Genomic DNA, 16,621 nt, shown 5'->3' with positions numbered 1-16,621 from the left:
TACTGGGGAGGGCGTCACCGACGGGTGAGCCACATTGTGGCAATTGCAGAGAAACGGAGCTTGACGACGTGGATGCGCGTTCGCTTGCGCTGGTCCGCGCCGATTTCCGCGGGGTGGCCGAGACACCCGGTGGGTCCGAGCGGCTGATCAGCGCTTTCTACGGCCACCTGTTCGCGCAGGACCCGAGGTTGCGTGAGCTGTTTCCGCCTGCCATGGACATGCAGGCCAAGCGGATCACGACGGCGGTGCAGTTCGTCCTCGACCATCTCGAGGACTTCGAACGCGCCCAACGCTTCCTCGAGCAACTTGCCCGCGACCATCGCAAATACGGGGTCGAGGCCGACCACTACGACCTGGCCGGACGCGCGCTGCTCGCCGCGCTGCGCACCTTCCACGGCAACCGCTGGACCAGAGAGCTCGACGAGGGCTGGCGTGACATCACGCTGCTGATCTCGGCGTCGATGGCGATCGGCGCCAACGAGGACACCTCGCAGCCGTACTGGGACGCGACCGTGGTGGGGCATCGGCGGGTGCTCGACGATCTGGCGATCGTGCGGTTACAGGCCGACGGGCCCATTCCGTTCAAGGCCGGACAGTTCGTGCCGGTCGCGGTGCCGCAGCGGCCGAATATGTGGCGATACTTCTCCCCCGCCATCCCCGCCAACCCGTATGGCGAGATCGAATTCCATGTGCGGCGGATCAGTGGCGGCTGGGTGAGTCCGGCGATCGTCAACGACACCAAGGTCGGGGACCGCTGGAAGATCGCCGGGCCGCTCGGCGGGCTGCACGTGGACCGGGAGTCGGGGCGCGATGTGCTGATGATCGGCTCCGGCACGGGGATCGCTCCGTTGCGAGCGCAGCTGATCGAGATGAGCCAGCGGGGGATCAATCCGCGCGTGCACTTCTTCATCGGCGGGCGCTATCCCGGCGACCTCTACGACGTGGACAACATGTGGCAGCTCTCGCAGTCCAATCCGTGGTTGACCGTGGTGCCGGTGTGCGAGGAACACACCAATCCCTGGTGGTATCCCCAGGATTCGGGCCAGACGCCGATGGGCATGCCGCGTCGGCTGGTCGGTAATCTGGGAGCGGTGGTGACCAGCTTCGGCGCGTGGTCGGACCGCCAGATCCAGATCGCGGGATCGCCGACGATGATCGCCAACACTCGCTACGCGCTCCAGCGGGCCGGTACACCGAGTGAGATCATCGCCGCCGATCCTGTCTGAACCCGTCCGCGACATCGCGAAAGAGGCTGATGAGCAACGCTTTTCCTGACCCCGCATGGACGGCTACCGTCGTCGGCCACCACCGGCTGCGCCACGACCTCGCCGTGATCCGGCTGATCGGCGATTTCGTGCCGTTCGAGCCGGGCGGTTCGGTAGAGGTCGAGGTGCCGCAGCATCCCGGGGTGCGACGGAGGTTCTCGCCCGCGCTGCCGCCCTCGCTGGACGGCAAGCTCGAGTTCCATGTGCGGACCGTGCCCGGTGGGTGGTGTTCGAGTTCTATCGTCGCCGACACCAAACCCGGTGATCAGTGGCGAATCAATGCTCCCCATGGGGTTTTCGCCGTCGATCCCGATGCTGTCGAGGTGGTGATGATCGCCGGCGGTACCGGGCTGGCGCCGATGCGCTCCCAGATCCTGGACCTGGCTCGCCGTGACACTCCGCCGCGCACCTACCTGTTCTTCGGTGGCCGCTCGCCTCGCGACCTCTACGCCAACGACATGCTGTTCCTGCTGTCGGGCGAATTGCCTTGGCTATCGGTCATTCCGGTTGTCGAAACCCCGGACGATCCCGCGGTGCACGATGAATGGCACGAGCAGACCCGCTCCGACGTGGGCTTCGGGCCGCAAGAAATGCTCCACGGCACCCTCGCCGACGTCGCCGCCGCCCACGGACCCTTCACCAAGAACCAAGTCCTGGTCTGTGGCTCACCCGCGATGGTGCGCACCACCGTCGACCGCCTGATCGAAACAGGCACTCCCCCGGCGAACATCATCTCCGAAGGCGCCTGACATCGCGGGGCCGGTTTCGCGACCGGCCCTCGGATCTCAGAACAAGGGGTCGTGGCGGATCGATTGGGCTTGGGTGCCTGCTGCCATGAGGCGGAACTTGGTGGTTTGGACCATTGATGGGGAGCCGACGATCTGGACGTCGCGGTCTGCCCAGGGTCCGTAGCTGGCCACCACCTTGCCGATTTGGCCGGTCATACGGGGCTCGAGGCCGGGGAGTTCGGGGTGGGGTTCGCCGGAATCGAAGTACCACCACGGGTTTTCGTCACTTTCGGTGACGGGAGTGACGGTGAGCCATTTGTTGGCGATGGCGAGTTGGCTCAGGACCTGGAGGTCATAGAGGTCGCAGGGGTGGTGGCCGCCGACGAACAGGTGGACCTTCGGGTTCACTCGGCGCTGAGCCATCGACATGATCTGCGCGCGCAGGGGGGCGATGCCGGTGCCGCAGCCGACCATGAGCATCTTGCGTTTGGTGTTGCGTGGCACGCCGAGGCCGCCGAGGGGGGAGCCGAGCGCCCACTGATCGCCGACGGCGGTGTGCGCGACCATGGCCGGGCTGACCCAGCCGCCGAGCACCCCGCGAATGTGGAACTCGATCTCGCCGTTGGGGTTGGCCGGGTTCGCGGGCGAGAGATAGCGCCACATCCGCGGCCGCGAGGGGATCTGCACGCTGAGATACTGACCGGCGGCGTACTGCATCGGCACGTCGAGCTGGACCCGAACGATCGAGAGATTGCGCAGCACCTCGCGATGTTCGACGACGGTGCCCGTCCAGGTAGCCGGGGTGGACTCCTTGTCGGCCGCGCTGATCATGGCGCCGCTGATGGTGGCCAGGCCCTCGTCCCACGCGGTGGCGACCTCATCGGTCCACATCTCCGCACCGGCGAACAGCCGCATGGCCGACTTCAGCGAGTTGGCCACGGCCACATAGTGAGCCGGTTGCACGCCGTACTTACGGTGGTCGCGCCCGAGCTGGGCCAGGAACGGCAGCAGCTTGTCGGGCTCCTCCAGGCGGTCGAGGGCGTAGGAGATCGCCGTGACCAGACGGTCGCGCTGGGAATCCATGGCAGCCGGGAAGTAGTCTCGGACACCGGGGTAGTCCGTGAAGAGGATCGAGTAGAACGACCTCGACAGCTTCTCGGGTCCACCTTCTTCCGCAGCAACCGCCTTGAACGTAGTACGGATCAAAGCGACAGTCCGCGAATCCATATGTGTCACAACCTCGTTTCGCCATCGAACGCTAGCCGCGCCGGCGAGTGACGGGCTGGGAGGACACTCGTCAGCAGCCGATGCGAGAAGTCTAGGCGAGGTTTGCCAGCTTAGGAATCGTACTCTTAAACATCACGCATGTAATTCATGAAATACCAGGCGGTTCCCAGCAGTTTCCCATGAAAAAATACCCAGGGCCCGTTAATTGAGGGTGAACACTTGCTCACGATTCCTCAAAGTACCCGGCATTCCACACAATTGGAGACCAACGTGCCTGGTAGAGCGACCCTTCCGCTACGACGACGGCATGTCGTAAGCCGACGCGCCGAGCCATGACACGCGGGGTAGGCACACCGGAGTGGCTGGTCGAGGACGGCGAATCGCCTTCCGATTGAGCCGAATTCAGCATCCCATCAGCAAACTTTTGGACGTCCACGGTGATAAATCCCCACCTCAGCGCGCCGCAACGCTACTTCCGATCAGCAGGATCATGAATAAGTGGGTTGCTGGAGAGTCACCAGCCGGTCGCCGGGGGTTGACCGGAGACCGGCGAGCCCCCGGCTCGCCTCCACCGCAGCGGAGGGGCGAACCGGAGGCTCGTCGGATCGAAGACGGCTCAGCGACGATGCCGTGGCTGCCACACCACGAGCGCGGTACTGCGCGCCGGCGGCGACAGATCGGGCCGGTAGCCCGCCCGCAACCGCTCCATCTCCGCGCTCATCTCCTCGACGCGCTGCTGCAACGCCTCCACCTGATTGGTGAGCTCGATGATGCGCTTGATGCCGGCGAGGTTGACGCCCTCGTCCTGCGACAGGCGCTGCACTTCGCGCAGCACCTCGACATCGCGGGCCGAATAACGGCGTCCGCCACCCGATGTCCGTTGCGGGGTGACCAAACCCAGCCGGTCGTAGGTACGCAACGTCTGCGCGTGCATCCCCGCCAGTTGAGCCGCCACCGAGATCATGAAGAACTCGGCACGCGAGGTCGCACCCGAAACAGACTTCGGATCCGGGCTATCCGCGCCTCTTCCTACGCCCTCCGTGGTCACGCTGCGCTACCTCCTCCGGACGCTGAGCTCGATGTGCGGGGGCATCAAGCACCCGCCCATCCCGCACGCGGTTCGAAGCCACTGGCCTTCTCCGCCTCCTGATACCGCTTGAGCGCATCGGTGGCGTCGGAGTCGAGCGATTGCGGTACCGCGACCTTCACCGTGACCAGCAGGTCACCGGCGCCGCCCGCCGCACCACGCTTGGGCACGCCACGACCACGAACTCGCAGGATACGCCCGTCGGCGGTGCCCGGGGGCACCTTCACGCCGACCCGGCCGTCGAGCGTCGGTACCGAAACTGTTGTCCCCAGTACCAATTCGCTGTAGCTCACCGGGAGCACCAGGGTGAGGTCGTCGCCCTGGCGGCCGAAGACCTTGTCCTGGCTGACATGCACGGTGACATACAGATCGCCCGAAGGCGCACCGCGCAGACCCGCCTCGCCCTGACCGGCCAGCCGAATCTTCTGACCATCGCTGACGCCCGGAGGAATCCGGACGGTGATGGTGCGGGTGCGGTTCTGGATACCGGTGCCCGAGCAGTCGGTGCACGGGTCGTCGATGATCGACCCGGTGCCGCGGCAGTCGTCGCAGGGCTCGCTGAAACCGAACGCGCCCTGATTACGGCTGACCACGCCCGCGCCGTTGCAGTGCGGGCACACGCGCGGGCTGGTGCCCGGCTTGGCGCCGCTGCCGTGGCAGGTGGTGCACGGCGAGGGACTGGTCATCCGCAGCGGAACGGTGACGCCCTGGGCGGCCTCGCGGAAACCCAGCGTCGTCTCGGTCTCCACATCGGAGCCGCGACGCGGACGAGCCGCCGCCCGGCCGCCGCCGCCACCCCGGTTGAACAGCCCGCCCAGCAGATCGCCGAGCCCGCCGTCGCCCGCGGCGCCGGTGCCACCGGCCTGACCGAAGATGTCGCCGATGTTGAAGTCCTGCGAGAAGCCGCCGCCGGCACCGGGATTGAACCCGCCGCCGCCGTAGGCTCGTCCGCCACCGCCGCCGCCGGCGAACATGCGCCGCGTCTCGTCGTACTCCTTGCGCTTGGCAGGATCCGACAGCACCGCGTTGGCTTCGCTCACGGTCTTGAACCGCTCCTCGGCCTTGGTGTCACCCGGGTTGGAATCCGGGTGCAGGTCGCGGGCGAGCTTGCGGTAGGCCTTCTTGATCTCGTCCTGCGAGGCGCCGGAGGAGACACCCAGCTCCTTGTAGAAGTCCTTTTCGATCCACTCCCGTTGGCTCACCGGGCGTCTCCTCCTTTCGCGTTCTTATTGACTGTCGCCGGCATCCGGATCCGATGCCCCCGCGGTCTCGGCATCGGTTACCCCGACCAGCGCGTGCCGAAGCACCCGGTCGCCGAACCGATAGCCCTTGCGCATGACGATGCCGATCACCGGGTCGGCGCCCGAACCCTCGTGCTGCACTGCCTCGTGCAGCGTGGGGTCGAACGGGTCACCGGTGGAACCGAATTCGACGAGACCTTGCTTGGTGAGCGCGGTCTCGAGCTTGTCGGCGACGGACTTCAGTGGGCCGGAATCGAGGTCGCCGTGCGCCCTCGCCCGATCCAGATCGTCCAGCACCGCGAGCAATTCGGTGACCACCGAGGCCTTGGCGGCATCGATGTTGGCCTGACGGTCGCGCTCGACGCGGCGGCGGTAGTTCGCGTATTCCGCGGTCAACCGCTGCAGGTCGGCGGTGCGCTCGGCCAGCTCGTCGTTCTCCGGCTCGACAACGTCGGCGTCGAGGGCGGAGTCCGCCGTGGCGGCCTCCGCGTTCTCGTCGGCGGTGTCTTCCAGAATGTCGTCGACCAACTCCTGCTCCGAGGAGTTCGCCTCGGTCACTTCTTGTCCGTGTCGACCGGCTCGTCCACGACCTCCGCGTCGACGACCTGATCGTCATCGGCCTGGCTTGGGCCCGCACCGTTGCCGGACTGCGCGTCGGCGGCGGCGGAGGCCTCGTAGATCGCCTGGCCGAGGGCCTGCGACTCGGTGGCCAGCTTCTCCACGGCCGACTTCACCGCGGAGATATCGGTGCCCTCGAGTGCCTGCTTGGCCTCGGCGACCGCGTTCTCCACCTTCGCCAGCTGATCGGCGGAGACCTGTGCGCCACCCTCGCTCAGCTTCTGCTCGTTGATGAACTTCTCGGTCTGGTGCACCAGCGACTCGGCCTGGTTGCGGGTCTCGGCCTCTTCACGGCGCGCCTTGTCGTCGGCGGCGTGCGCCTCGGCGTCGGCGACCATGCGGTCGATCTCTTCCTTGGACAGACCGGAGCCGTCCTGGATCTTGATCTTGTTTTCCTTGCCGGTGCCCTTGTCCTTCGCGGTGACGTGCACGATGCCGTTGGCGTCGATGTCGAAGGTGACCTCGATCTGCGGCACGCCGCGCGGGGCCGGGGGCAGGCCGGTGAGCTCGAAGGAGCCAAGCAGCTTGTTGTGCGAGGCGATCTCGCGCTCACCCTGGAACACCTGGATCTGCACCGACGGCTGGTTGTCGTCAGCGGTGGTGAAGGTTTCCGAGCGCTTGGTGGGGATGGTGGTGTTGCGCTCGATGAGCTTGGTCATCACGCCACCCTTGGTCTCGATGCCCAGCGACAGCGGGGTGACATCGAGCAGCAGGACGTCCTTGACCTCGCCCTTGAGCACGCCGGCCTGCAGGGCGGCGCCGACGGCGACGACCTCGTCCGGGTTCACGCCCTTGTTGGGCTCACGGCCGCCGGTCAGTTCCTTGACCAGGTCGGACACGGCGGGCATACGGGTGGAGCCACCGACGAGCACGACGTGGTCGATATCGGCCACGTTCAGGCCCGAGTCCTTGATCACGGACTGGAACGGCGCGCGGGTGCGATCCAGCAGATCAGAGGTGATCTTCTGGAACTCCGAGCGGGTGAGCTGCTCGTCCAGGAACAGCGGGTTCTTGTCCGCGTCGACGGTGATGTAGGGCAGGTTGATCGAGGTGCTCTGACCCGAGGACAGTTCGATCTTGGCCTTCTCGGCAGCCTCACGCAGACGCTGCATGGCCATCTTGTCCTTGGTCAGGTCGATGCCCGAGGACGCCTTGAACTTGTCGACCAGCCAGGAAACGACGCGCTCGTCCCAGTCGTCGCCACCGAGGTGGTTGTCACCGGAGGTCGCGCGGACCTCGACGACGCCCTCGCCGATTTCCAGCAGCGAGACGTCGAAGGTGCCGCCGCCGAGGTCGAAGACCAGGATGGTCTGCTCTTTGTCGCCCTTGTCCAGGCCGTAAGCGAGCGCGGCCGCGGTGGGCTCGTTGACGATGCGCAGCACGTTGAGACCGGCGATCTGGCCGGCTTCCTTGGTGGCCTGACGCTGGGCGTCTTCGAAGTAGGCCGGGACGGTGATCACGGCGTCGGTGATCTCCTCGCCCAGGTAGGCCTCGGCATCGCGCTTCAGCTTCATCAGCGTGCGCGCGGAGATCTCCTGCGGCGTGTACTTCTTGTCGTCGATCTCGACGTTCCAGTCGGTGCCGATGTGGCGCTTGACCGAGCGGATGGTGCGGTCGACGTTGGTGACCGCCTGGTTCTTCGCGGGCTGACCGACGAGAACCTCGCCGTTCTTCGCGAAGGCGACGATCGAGGGGGTGGTGCGCGAGCCTTCCGAGTTCGCGACGACGACCGGCTCGCCGCCTTCGAGCACGGCGACGACGGAGTTCGTGGTCCCGAGGTCGATTCCGACCGCACGAGCCATAGTGGTTTCCTCCTGTTTGACGTTCGGTTATTGCAACGCTGAGCGTAGTGGGCTCAATCCTGCCTTCGAGATCCACCGCGAGTCAACCCGAAGTTGAGTCAGGTTCGCTCAGGTTGTTGATCGGCACAACCAGTAGCTGCGGCGATTCATTCCCGCCACCCGAAAAAAACTTCCCGCCCCCCGGCCATTCTTGCCACGAGTGCGCTCAACTGCAGCCCCCGATGCTGGATCGTGACGGTCCGGAGACGGAGTTATCGGGTGAGGCCCGGGTGGATGCCGGGACGCAAGCCGTTGCCCTCGGCGGTTCGGCGCAGGAGATCGAGGAAGACGGCGCGATCCTCGGGAGGCAGCGGCGACAGGAGTTCGGCGTCCAACTCGGCCACCCGCTGCTCGGCTTCGACCAGGAGGGCATGGGCGGCGGGCAGGAGATGAAGGGCGTGGGCACGGCGGTCGCTCGGGTGGCGACGACGCTCCACGAGGTTGCGTTTCTCCAGGTCGTCCACCAGGCCGACCATCACATTGCGATGGATCTCCAGCGCCTCGCCGAGCTCCTGCTGAGTGCGGCCGTCATGGGCGCTCAGGAGTTTCAGCATGCCGAAGTGGCGCGGCTTGATACCGAGCGGCGCCAGCAGATCGCTGAAGCGGTAGGCGGTATGGAAGCCCAGTTGGCCGAGGAGGAATCCGGCGTGGGTCGACAGCTGCGTCGGGTCGGTCACACCCCTACGATACGCCGATTAACGCACCATTCATGATTGCCCTATTGATTGATAATCACTTGAGGTGCATAGTTTGAGAGGTCTCCACTCCCTACTCGAAGAGAGACCATCGTGACTACCTCCCCCACTCCCCCCGACGCCGATCCCCGGCGCTGGATCGCCTTCGCGGTGGTCCTGGCCGCCGGCTTCATGGATCTACTCGACGTGACCATCGTGAACGTGGCCGTGCCGAGTATTCGCAACGACCTGCACGCCGAGTACTCACAGCTCGAATGGATCATCGCGGCCTACGTTCTCGCCTTCGCCGCGGTGTTGATCACCGGTGGGCGACTCGGCGACATCTACGGCCGCAAACGCGTATTCCTCACCGGCATGGCCGGTTTCACGATCGCCTCGGCGGCCTGCGGGCTGGCCACCGATCCGGCCGTGCTCATCGGCTCCCGCTTCGCCCAAGGTGCGATGGGGGCGCTGATGGTGCCGCAGATTCTGGCCATCATCCAGACGACGTTCCCGAAGGAGGAGCGAGCCAAAGCGATTGCCATCTACAGCGGCGTCGGCGGGTCGGCCTCGGCGGTGGGTCTCGCGCTCGGCGGCGTCCTGGTGCAGGCCGACCTGTTCGGGTTGGCGTGGCGGCCGATCTTCTTGGTGAACATCCCGATCGGCATCGCGGGGTTCATCGCGGCGTGGTTCGTGATGAGTGATTCGAAGTCGGCTACGCCGCCTCGACTGGATCCGGTCGGGATGGTGCTGGCGGTTTCGTCCGTACTGCTGCTGGTCTACCCGTTGACCGAGGGACGTCGACTCGACTGGCCCGCGTGGGTTTTCGTCATGATCGCCGCGGCCCTCGCGATGTTCGTCGGGTTCCTGTTCTACGAGCGTGGGCTGGCTCGGGCAGGGCGTTCGCCGCTGGTCGACCTCGGGCTCTTCCGGTCTCGGCCGTTCGCGGTCGGGGTGGGAACCTGGTTGCTGTTCTGGATCGCCATGGGCGGGTTCTTCCTGGTGTGGACGTTGTTCATGCAGGGCGGGCTCGGGTGGTCGCCGTTGCGAGCCGGGCTCACATCGGCGCTGTTCGCGGTGGGAGCCGGTGTGGGAGCGGGGCTTTCGGTCGGAGTACTGGCGGCTCGGTACGGGCGGCGGGTGTTGATGATCGGGGCACTGGTGAACGCGGCGGGGTTCGCGCTGTACGGCGCGATGGGGGTGCGGTACGGAAGCGAATTCACTTCGTGGCAGATGGCATTGCCGTTGTTGCTCACCGGCGCGGGGTTCGGGATGGTGGTGGCGCCGACGCTGGATCTGCTGCTCGGGCAGGTACCGCAGCGCGAGGCCGGGTCGGCCTCCGGACTGCTGAACACGGGGCAGCAGTTGGGAACCGCGCTGGGCGTCGCATTGGTCGGCGTGCTGTTCTTCACCGTCCTGGACCGGGATTCCGATCTCGGGGTGGCTGCCGTGACACCCGATATCCGGGCGGAACTGGCGCTAGAGGGAGTGCCGACAGAGGTCCAGGATCAGATCGTGGCCGGGTTCGCGGCGTGCGTGCACGATCGGTCGGCGGAGGATGATCCGGCCGTGACCCCTGACAGTTGTCAGTCGAATCCTGTTGGCGAATCGGCGATCTCGCGGGTACTGGCCGAGGCGGGCACCGAGGCGAACGCGGTGAACTTCGCCGAGACGTTCCGGTACACGCTGTCCTACGGCGCCGGGATGCTGCTGTTGGTATGCCTCGGGTTCTTGGCACTGCCGAAGGAGGCCAAGCTGGAACAACGCGTGCTCGATGATGACGAGCCGGAAATCGTCACTGTATGAAACAGCAAGGACGGAAACTCATGTACACAGTTGATCTGCTTGCCGTCGGGCGCGGGCGCGAAGTCGTCGATGCCGCACTCGGCTATGTGGGCGAGCTCGGATTTCGCGTCCTCGGGTCGACCACCGACGACGAGGCACTCGCGATCCTCGGGCGTGAGCGGGTTCGCATGCTGGTGATCGGGGGTGGGGTCGAACCCGACTCCCGGGAGGTCTTGACGGCTGCGGCCCAGGAGCGCGGCGCCACGGTCGTCCAGGCGGAGCGGGCCGGGCGTGGGATCGAGCAGTACCTCGCGGAGGAGGTTGTGCCGAAGCTGGGTGAGTGATCAGCCCTACCGCACGCTCGACGAGCGCGTTGCCCCGAGAATTCGGGGCAACGATAGGGGTGCGAAACAGTTCGGTCCGGCACTAGTTTCGGGGTATGCGTGCATCGATGAGCAGAGTTCAGTGGAAGCGGGCGTTCGGCGGAGTGGCTGTGGTCGCCGCCTTGGCCGGGGGCGGGATGGTCTCGGCCGGGGGAAGCGCCGTGGCCGACAGCGGGGTCGCCATCGCCGATGATGGGTGCACGTTCTCCTCGGTCGGGGGGTCGTGCAGCGATCCGGGGCCGGTGGGGAATGCGTTGATCGCGGTTCGGGAGTTCGCCAAGAGCTTGGGGTACGGGACCGGAAGTTCTTCGGGGACTGCCTACTTCATCTGAGCGGCTCGTGATCCGCGGCGTTCACCGGGGAAGTTCGGCCAGGATTCCCTCGGCGCTGCGGGCCGCGGCTCGGCAGGCGGTGGCGGTGGCCTGGTCGGCGAGGGGGTGGGCCGCTCGGGCTCGCCAGGCACGAGCGGCGGCGAAAGCCGCGGCGTGCAGGGCGTCCGGGTCCGCCTCGGCCGACAGCCCGAGGCGGAGATGCGCCGCTACCCCGACGCCGCCGAGAATGCGGTGCAGGTCGGCGAGTACCGCTGGGGGCAAAGGTAATTCGTCGGTGCGCAGGCGGCCGAGCAGTCGGAGTTCGGTGAAACCGTGGACGTCGGCGAGCCGTGCGCGCACGCGCGGGCGCAGGTCGTCGGCCTCGGTGCCGGGGTAGGCGGCCAGGATCCGGTCCAGCGTGCTCAGCGCCGAATGCGCCTTCAGTTCGTCGGCGCGCTGGCCGAATTGGACCTCCAGCACCGAACGCAGTTCGTCGATGCCGCTGCGGGCCGCCAATTCCGCTGCCAGCGAGGAAGAATCGCGAACTCCGAGGCGAATCAGCATGGTGGCCATGCGAATACCGAACAGGCCGAAGCGATCCACCAGCTGCGCGCGGAGTTCGGGAGCCACCGGCAGCGCGATGTCGGCGCGGGCGAATCGGTCTGCCGAGAGCAACGCGATCCCGAGGTCTTCCGCCGGCACCGTGGACAACGCCTCGAACGCCGCGAACTCCGGCTGCCGCAGCGTCGAAGCGGCGAACGCCAGTAGGCCCGCCACCGGAATCACCGCCTGGCACAGGCCGGTTCGTTCCAGCTCACCGGCGAACCTGGCGGCCACATCGCGAGCCGAATGCAACGCGTCGATGCGGCCGGAACCGATCTCGTCGGCGCGCGACACCACCCCGATCACACCGAGCGGGCCCGCACCACCGGCGCCCGCCCCGATCTGCTCGAGGAAACTCACATCGGTGGCGTCGAGACGGCGCAGCAGATACACGACGGCATCGGCCCCCGGCACCGAGATCGGAGCGCCGACCGCTCGCGGATCACTCCCGGTATCAGTGGGAGTGAGCAATCGTGCGGTACGCAGCGACACCTCGCGCGAGAGCGACGACGTGCCGGGGGTGTCGATGATCGTGGTCTGTGACAGCGCGGCCGAGGGCCAGCCGACCTCGAGATGGTCCACCTCGCGGGGACCGCGCGCGTCCCAGTGCAGACCGTTCAGGTCGAAGGTCAGGCCGTGTGCGCCACTTCCACGGCGCACGATCACATTCGCGCGCGAGCCGTCGGCGGCGTGCGCGGTGACCGTGGGGGTCGCGCCGTCGCGATACCAGGTGACGACGCGGGTGCACTCGGTGGCATCGGTCGGGGCGACGGCCTGGCCCACCAGCGCGTTCAGCAACGTCGACTTGCCCGCCTTGATCGAACCGGCCAACGCGACGCGCAGCGGCTCACGCAATCGGTAGTCGCATTCGGCCAGCAGCGTGCGCGCGTACTCGTCGCGAGCGAATGCCCGCGCCGCCGCGCCGACCAACTCGTGCGCCTCGGTCAGGATCCTGGGTGTGGTCCGGTCGCCGGGCGCGGCGGTGTCGAAACGGTGGGTCACCCAGATACCGTACCGTCGGCCCGTCTCGGTTCGATCTGCATCGATTCCGCGTAACGCCGCAGCTCGGCGACCGCGTGCAGTTGGCGTTCCAGCACGACGGTGCGCTCGGCGCGGTGCGCGGCGGCCATCGCCGCCGCTTCCTGTGCTGCTCGCAGGGACGCGTCGATCGAGCGCAGACTGCGTTCGGCCACGCCGGCGAAGTGGTCGCGCAGCGCTCGGTGGATGCGGTGCAGCCGGTCTTTGGTGTCCTTGGCCGCCTGGAACGCCACGTCGTCGAGAAACCGGCGAACCTCCCCGTTGGCCTCGACGCGGCGCCGCGCCAGTCGGGCCGACTTGTCGTCGCGATAGGCCTTGCCGCCGACGATCAGACCCGCGCCGAGGGAGATCGGGTTGAGCATGGCCAGGCCGGCGAAGGTCGTGGCCAGACCGATCATCAGCACGCCGCCGTAGGAGCCGCGCATACCGACGAGCACCTTGCTCGTGAAGCCGATATCCGGTTCGAGATCGGCCAGGGAACCGGAGCTCACCAGGCCGCTCTCTTCATCCATCTCAGCGTGCACCTGCGGCAGCTCGACCGCGCCGACCTCCCTGAAGTGGTCGGCGATCCGTTCGGCGAGCAGTTCTGTTCTGTGATGGGTCAGTACCAGGTTGTCGCCGAGCGCGGTGTCCACGGAGCCGGTGAGCCATTCGGTGATCGCGCCCCAATGCCTGCCCGGATCGTTCTCGTCGATCCACTCCTGGCCGGTGCGGGCGATACCGCGCAGGCGGTCGCGCAGGTCGTGGTCGACATCGCCGACGAGGTCGGTGATGCCGTCGGCGAGGGTCTGCTGCCAGCTCGCGGTGCGCCGCTGCAGGTCCTCGGCCGCCGCACGCGCCGACTGCAGCTCGCTGACTGCCGCTGTGCCGCTTGCCGGATCGCGCAGCGCGACCAGTTCGCTGCCCAGCGCCAGCGCCAGATGTTCTGCCGCCGAAGACAATTCGCGAGCCACTGCCTGCCGCGAGATCGCCTGGTCGCGGGCGACGACCCGATCGCGCAGAAAACCGAACAGCACGCCGAATCCGGATTCCAGGCCGAGCTGCGCGTCCTGCAGACGCAGGGCGTGCGCGCGCAGCAGCGCCGACACCGGGATCAACGCGACCTCGGCTTGCGCGCGGGCGAGATGGGCGCGGTCGGCCTCGAGCACCTGACGCCAGTGCGGATACAGATCCGTCTTGGTGAGCAGGACGGCGACCGCGGGACACATTTCGCGGATCTGCCGGACGAAGGTGAGCTCGGGTTCGGTGAGCTCGGTGGAGGCGTCGGAGAGCACGAGCACCGCGTCGGCCGCCGCGGCGAGGCTGAGTACACCCGCGGCGCAGACACTTCCGTGTCCGCCTACGCCGGGGGTATCGATCAGGACGATGCCGTCGGCGAGCAGCTGAATCGGCAGCTCGGCCTCGATCCGGACGATCTGTCGGCCCTGCGCCAGCGGGCTGCGGGTATCGACGGCGCCGATCTCGTCGAACGGGATCTCCACTCGCGATTCGTCGGTTCCCGGCGCGGTGAGCACCAGGTACGCGCGCTGCTGCTCGCCGTAGGACAGCTGCAAGGGGAGCACGGTGGTCGCGTCGTCGCCGACCCGGCACACATCCATCCCGAGCAGCGCGTTCACGAACCGGCTCTTGCCCTGACCGAGCTGACCGGTGACGACGATCCGGTGCCGCGGGTCGCGCACCCGCTCGGCCACCTTCTCCAAGCGTGCGACCAGGTCGTCGCGGCCCGCGGCATGGGCCGCCGCGACGGTGTCGGACAACACCGTCGTCAGCGGCACCGCGTTCGGTGCGAGAACAGTCATCGCATCGCCCGTTTCGCTCAGTGGAACAGTCCGTCGGTGTGCACTTCAGGTCCGTGGTCGGTGACGGTGCTCGATTCACCGAACAGCGACGTCTCGGTCCCGCCGAGTTCGGAACCGTGCAGGCCGGAACCGAACGCGCTCGATACGTCGACCGCGGACCAGGTATCGGCCGCGGTGGTGACCGAGCCCTGCGTCGTCGCACCGACCGTGCCGGAAGCGTCGGCCTGGGTTGTCGAGGTCGCCGTGGTCTGGCCGGTGAGGCCGCCGACCGCGGCGGTGCTGCCCTGTGCCGCGCCGTCGACGGCGGAGGTGAAGCCGCCCGCGAGCTGGGTGCTGCTGGACAGTCCCGCGTCGCCGAAGCCGCCGAGGCCGGTCTCGAGGCCGGTTCCTATTTCGGCGCCGCCGGTCGCGGAACCTGTCAGCCCGATGCCGGTTTCCGCCGCACCGGTCAGCCCTGTGTGCGCACCGCCGACAGCGGAACCCGCGAGCCCGGCGCCTACGTCGGCGGCACCGTTCAGACCCGCCTGCGCACCACCGGTCGCCGATCCGGCCAGACCCACACCCGACTCGACGAGACCGCCGAGGCCGGCCTGCGCACCGCCGGTCGCGGAACCGGCCAGACCCACACCGGACTCGACGGCACCGTTCAAACCTGCCTGTGCACCCGAGGTGACAGCGCCGGACAAGTCGGTGCCGAGAGTCGTCGCGGTATCGAGACCGCCCTGCAGGCCGGTGGTCAGGCCGATGCCTGTCGTGGTGGACAGCGCTGATTCCAAGCCGGTCGTGACCTGCCCCGAGCCGCCGCCGAGGAGCGATCCGTCGATACCGAATCCGGTATCCGACTCACCACTCGCACCGCCGGTGATGCCGCCGATCAGTCCCGTGCCCGCCGATACGGCGCCACCGAGCCCGGTTTCCAGGCCGGTGCCGAACTCCGCGCCGACCACACCGTCGAGACCTGTGATCGCCGTGGTGGTCGCGGCGGCTCCGAGCCCGCCCGCAGCCTGCGCCCCCGCGTTGGCCACCGCACCGAGCCCGCCGTTGACTCCTGCCCCGAGCCCACCCACAGCGGTGCTCGCCCCGCTCAGACCGGCTTCGAGGCCACCGCCCAGACCGGTAGCGACATCGCCACCCGCGGTCACTGCCCCATTCACCGCACCGTCGAGACCGGCACCCACCGCGCCGTTCAGCGCACCGCCGAGACCGGCACCCGCACCGACCACGCCATCGAGACCGGCCGCGAGATCCGCACCAGCACCAGCCGCACCGGACACCACGCCACCCAGACCGACACCGGCGCCGGCCGCGCCGCCCAGCGCAGCGTTCAATCCGGTCTCCAGATCGGCGCCCGCGCCGACAGTGCCGGTCAGCGCACTGTCCAGCCCAACACCTGCACCCGCCGCACCGTTCACTACACCACCGAGGCCGGCGGCAACATCACCCCCGACGCCGACCACACTGCCGAGGCCGGCAGCCAGATCGCCACCTACGCCGACAGCACCGTTCAGGGCGCCACCGACGCCACCAGCCAGATCGCCACCCAGGCCGACCGCGCCATTCACAGCACCACCGAGACCAGCAGCCAAGTCGCCACCTGCACCGACAGCACCGTTCAGAGCTCCATTGAGACCGGCGGCCAGGTCAGCACCTGCACCGACCGCACCGTTCAAGGCACCACCGAAGCCAGCAGCAAGATCGCCACCCAGGCCGACCGCGCCATTCACAGCACCACCGAGACCAGCAGCCAGGTCAGCACCTGCACCGACCGCACCGTTCAAGGCACCACCGACGCCACCAGCAAGATCGCCACCCACACCGACCGCGCCGTTCAAAGCTCCGTTGAGGCCGGCGGTCACACCGGCGGCCAGGTCGGCGCCGAGGTCGGCGTTCACGTCCACGTTCGCGCCGGTGACAACGTTCAGGGCGACGTCGAGGCCGGCTCCCACCTGGGCGGCGGCGTCGGCGACTACCGCGGCCACGGCGCCGAGGCCCACGTCGAGGCCGAGGTCGAGTTCGGCGTC

The 16,621-nt window shown here is 67.7% G+C and carries 14 protein-coding genes; 4 read left to right on the top strand and 10 right to left on the bottom strand.

Annotation, left to right across the window (positions count from 1 at the left end; all coding sequences use genetic code 11):
* Positions 1–68: 68 nt before the first annotated feature.
* Together NS1_RS35515 and NS1_RS35510 are read left to right on the top strand one after the other, a co-directional pair.
* Positions 69–1,226, top strand: coding sequence for a globin domain-containing protein (locus tag NS1_RS35515; RefSeq protein WP_056823460.1), 1,158 nt, complete (start codon positions 69–71; stop codon positions 1,224–1,226).
* Between the two features lie 29 nt (positions 1,227–1,255).
* Positions 1,256–2,014, top strand: coding sequence for an FAD-binding oxidoreductase (locus tag NS1_RS35510; protein WP_062991687.1), 759 nt, complete (start codon positions 1,256–1,258; stop codon positions 2,012–2,014).
* A 36-nt stretch (positions 2,015–2,050) separates the two neighbouring features.
* Here the strand turns inward: NS1_RS35510 and NS1_RS35505 are convergent, their stop codons facing one another.
* From NS1_RS35505 to NS1_RS35480, 6 genes are all read right to left on the bottom strand, one after another.
* Positions 2,051–3,220: a globin domain-containing protein gene (locus NS1_RS35505; RefSeq protein ID WP_056823477.1), complete on the bottom strand. Its 1,170-nt coding sequence runs from the start codon at positions 3,218–3,220 to the stop codon at positions 2,051–2,053.
* A gap of 616 nt (positions 3,221–3,836) precedes the next feature.
* The gene (locus tag NS1_RS35500; RefSeq protein ID WP_062991685.1) at positions 3,837–4,184 is read right to left on the bottom strand and encodes a heat shock protein transcriptional repressor HspR; all 348 of its coding nucleotides are present in this window, start codon (positions 4,182–4,184) and stop codon (positions 3,837–3,839) included.
* Positions 4,185–4,312: 128 nt separating this feature from the next.
* The gene (gene dnaJ, locus NS1_RS35495; protein ID WP_056823483.1) at positions 4,313–5,509 is read right to left on the bottom strand and encodes a molecular chaperone DnaJ; all 1,197 of its coding nucleotides are present in this window, start codon (positions 5,507–5,509) and stop codon (positions 4,313–4,315) included.
* Between the two features lie 24 nt (positions 5,510–5,533).
* On the bottom strand, positions 5,534–6,061 hold the full coding sequence (grpE, locus tag NS1_RS35490; RefSeq protein ID WP_371852136.1) for a nucleotide exchange factor GrpE: 528 nt from the start codon (positions 6,059–6,061) through the stop codon (positions 5,534–5,536).
* Between the two features lie 41 nt (positions 6,062–6,102).
* Complete coding sequence (gene dnaK / locus NS1_RS35485; protein WP_056823486.1) at positions 6,103–7,968, bottom strand: molecular chaperone DnaK; 1,866 nt, start codon at positions 7,966–7,968, stop codon at positions 6,103–6,105.
* Between the two features lie 251 nt (positions 7,969–8,219).
* Entirely contained in the window at positions 8,220–8,684 is a 465-nt protein-coding gene (locus tag NS1_RS35480; protein ID WP_056823489.1) for a MarR family winged helix-turn-helix transcriptional regulator, read from the bottom strand.
* Positions 8,685–8,795: 111 nt separating this feature from the next.
* Between NS1_RS35480 and NS1_RS35475 the strand changes: the two genes are divergently transcribed.
* Complete coding sequence (locus NS1_RS35475) at positions 8,796–10,487, top strand: MFS transporter (RefSeq protein WP_062991683.1); 1,692 nt, start codon at positions 8,796–8,798, stop codon at positions 10,485–10,487.
* Between the two features lie 20 nt (positions 10,488–10,507).
* Positions 10,508–10,810 carry a hypothetical protein gene (locus NS1_RS35470; protein ID WP_157125579.1) on the top strand — a complete coding sequence of 101 codons (303 nt, stop codon included), beginning with the start codon at positions 10,508–10,510 and terminating at the stop codon, positions 10,808–10,810.
* Between the two features lie 118 nt (positions 10,811–10,928).
* On the opposite strand, the gene NS1_RS40580 is transcribed toward NS1_RS35470, so the two are convergent.
* The 4 genes from NS1_RS40580 to NS1_RS41070 form a co-directional block, all read right to left on the bottom strand.
* A complete protein-coding gene (locus tag NS1_RS40580; RefSeq protein WP_131816846.1) occupies positions 10,929–11,129 on the bottom strand; it encodes a hypothetical protein in 201 nt (66 codons plus the stop codon).
* A gap of 73 nt (positions 11,130–11,202) precedes the next feature.
* Entirely contained in the window at positions 11,203–12,765 is a 1,563-nt protein-coding gene (locus NS1_RS35460) for a dynamin family protein (RefSeq protein WP_084504758.1), read from the bottom strand.
* Positions 12,762–14,600, bottom strand: coding sequence for a dynamin family protein (locus NS1_RS35455; protein WP_062991677.1), 1,839 nt, complete (start codon positions 14,598–14,600; stop codon positions 12,762–12,764). The genes NS1_RS35460 and NS1_RS35455 overlap by 4 nt, the downstream gene beginning before the upstream one ends.
* A gap of 17 nt (positions 14,601–14,617) precedes the next feature.
* Positions 14,618–16,621, bottom strand: a 2,004-nt coding sequence (locus NS1_RS41070; protein WP_373864386.1) for a beta strand repeat-containing protein, incomplete at its 5' end; no start/stop codon positions are given.

Origin of the sequence: Nocardia salmonicida NBRC 13393, from assembly GCF_001613085.1 — a bacterium.
Lineage (GTDB): Bacteria > Actinomycetota > Actinomycetes > Mycobacteriales > Mycobacteriaceae > Nocardia > Nocardia salmonicida.
This window is presented reverse-complemented; position numbering and strand designations above follow the sequence as displayed.

What these genes read in the sequence shown, in the direction of transcription:
- NS1_RS35505 (WP_056823477.1), bottom strand. Translation starts at nt 3,220, where the DNA reads ATGGATTCGCGGACTGTCGCTTTGATCCGTACTACGTTCAAGGCGGTT.
- NS1_RS35455 (WP_062991677.1), bottom strand. Translation starts at nt 14,600, where the DNA reads ATGACTGTTCTCGCACCGAACGCGGTGCCGCTGACGACGGTGTTGTCC.
- dnaK (WP_056823486.1), bottom strand. Translation starts at nt 7,968, where the DNA reads ATGGCTCGTGCGGTCGGAATCGACCTCGGGACCACGAACTCCGTCGTC.
- NS1_RS35470 (WP_157125579.1), top strand. Translation starts at nt 10,508, where the DNA reads ATGTACACAGTTGATCTGCTTGCCGTCGGGCGCGGGCGCGAAGTCGTC.
- NS1_RS35500 (WP_062991685.1), bottom strand. Translation starts at nt 4,184, where the DNA reads ATGATCTCGGTGGCGGCTCAACTGGCGGGGATGCACGCGCAGACGTTG.
- NS1_RS35510 (WP_062991687.1), top strand. Translation starts at nt 1,256, where the DNA reads ATGAGCAACGCTTTTCCTGACCCCGCATGGACGGCTACCGTCGTCGGC.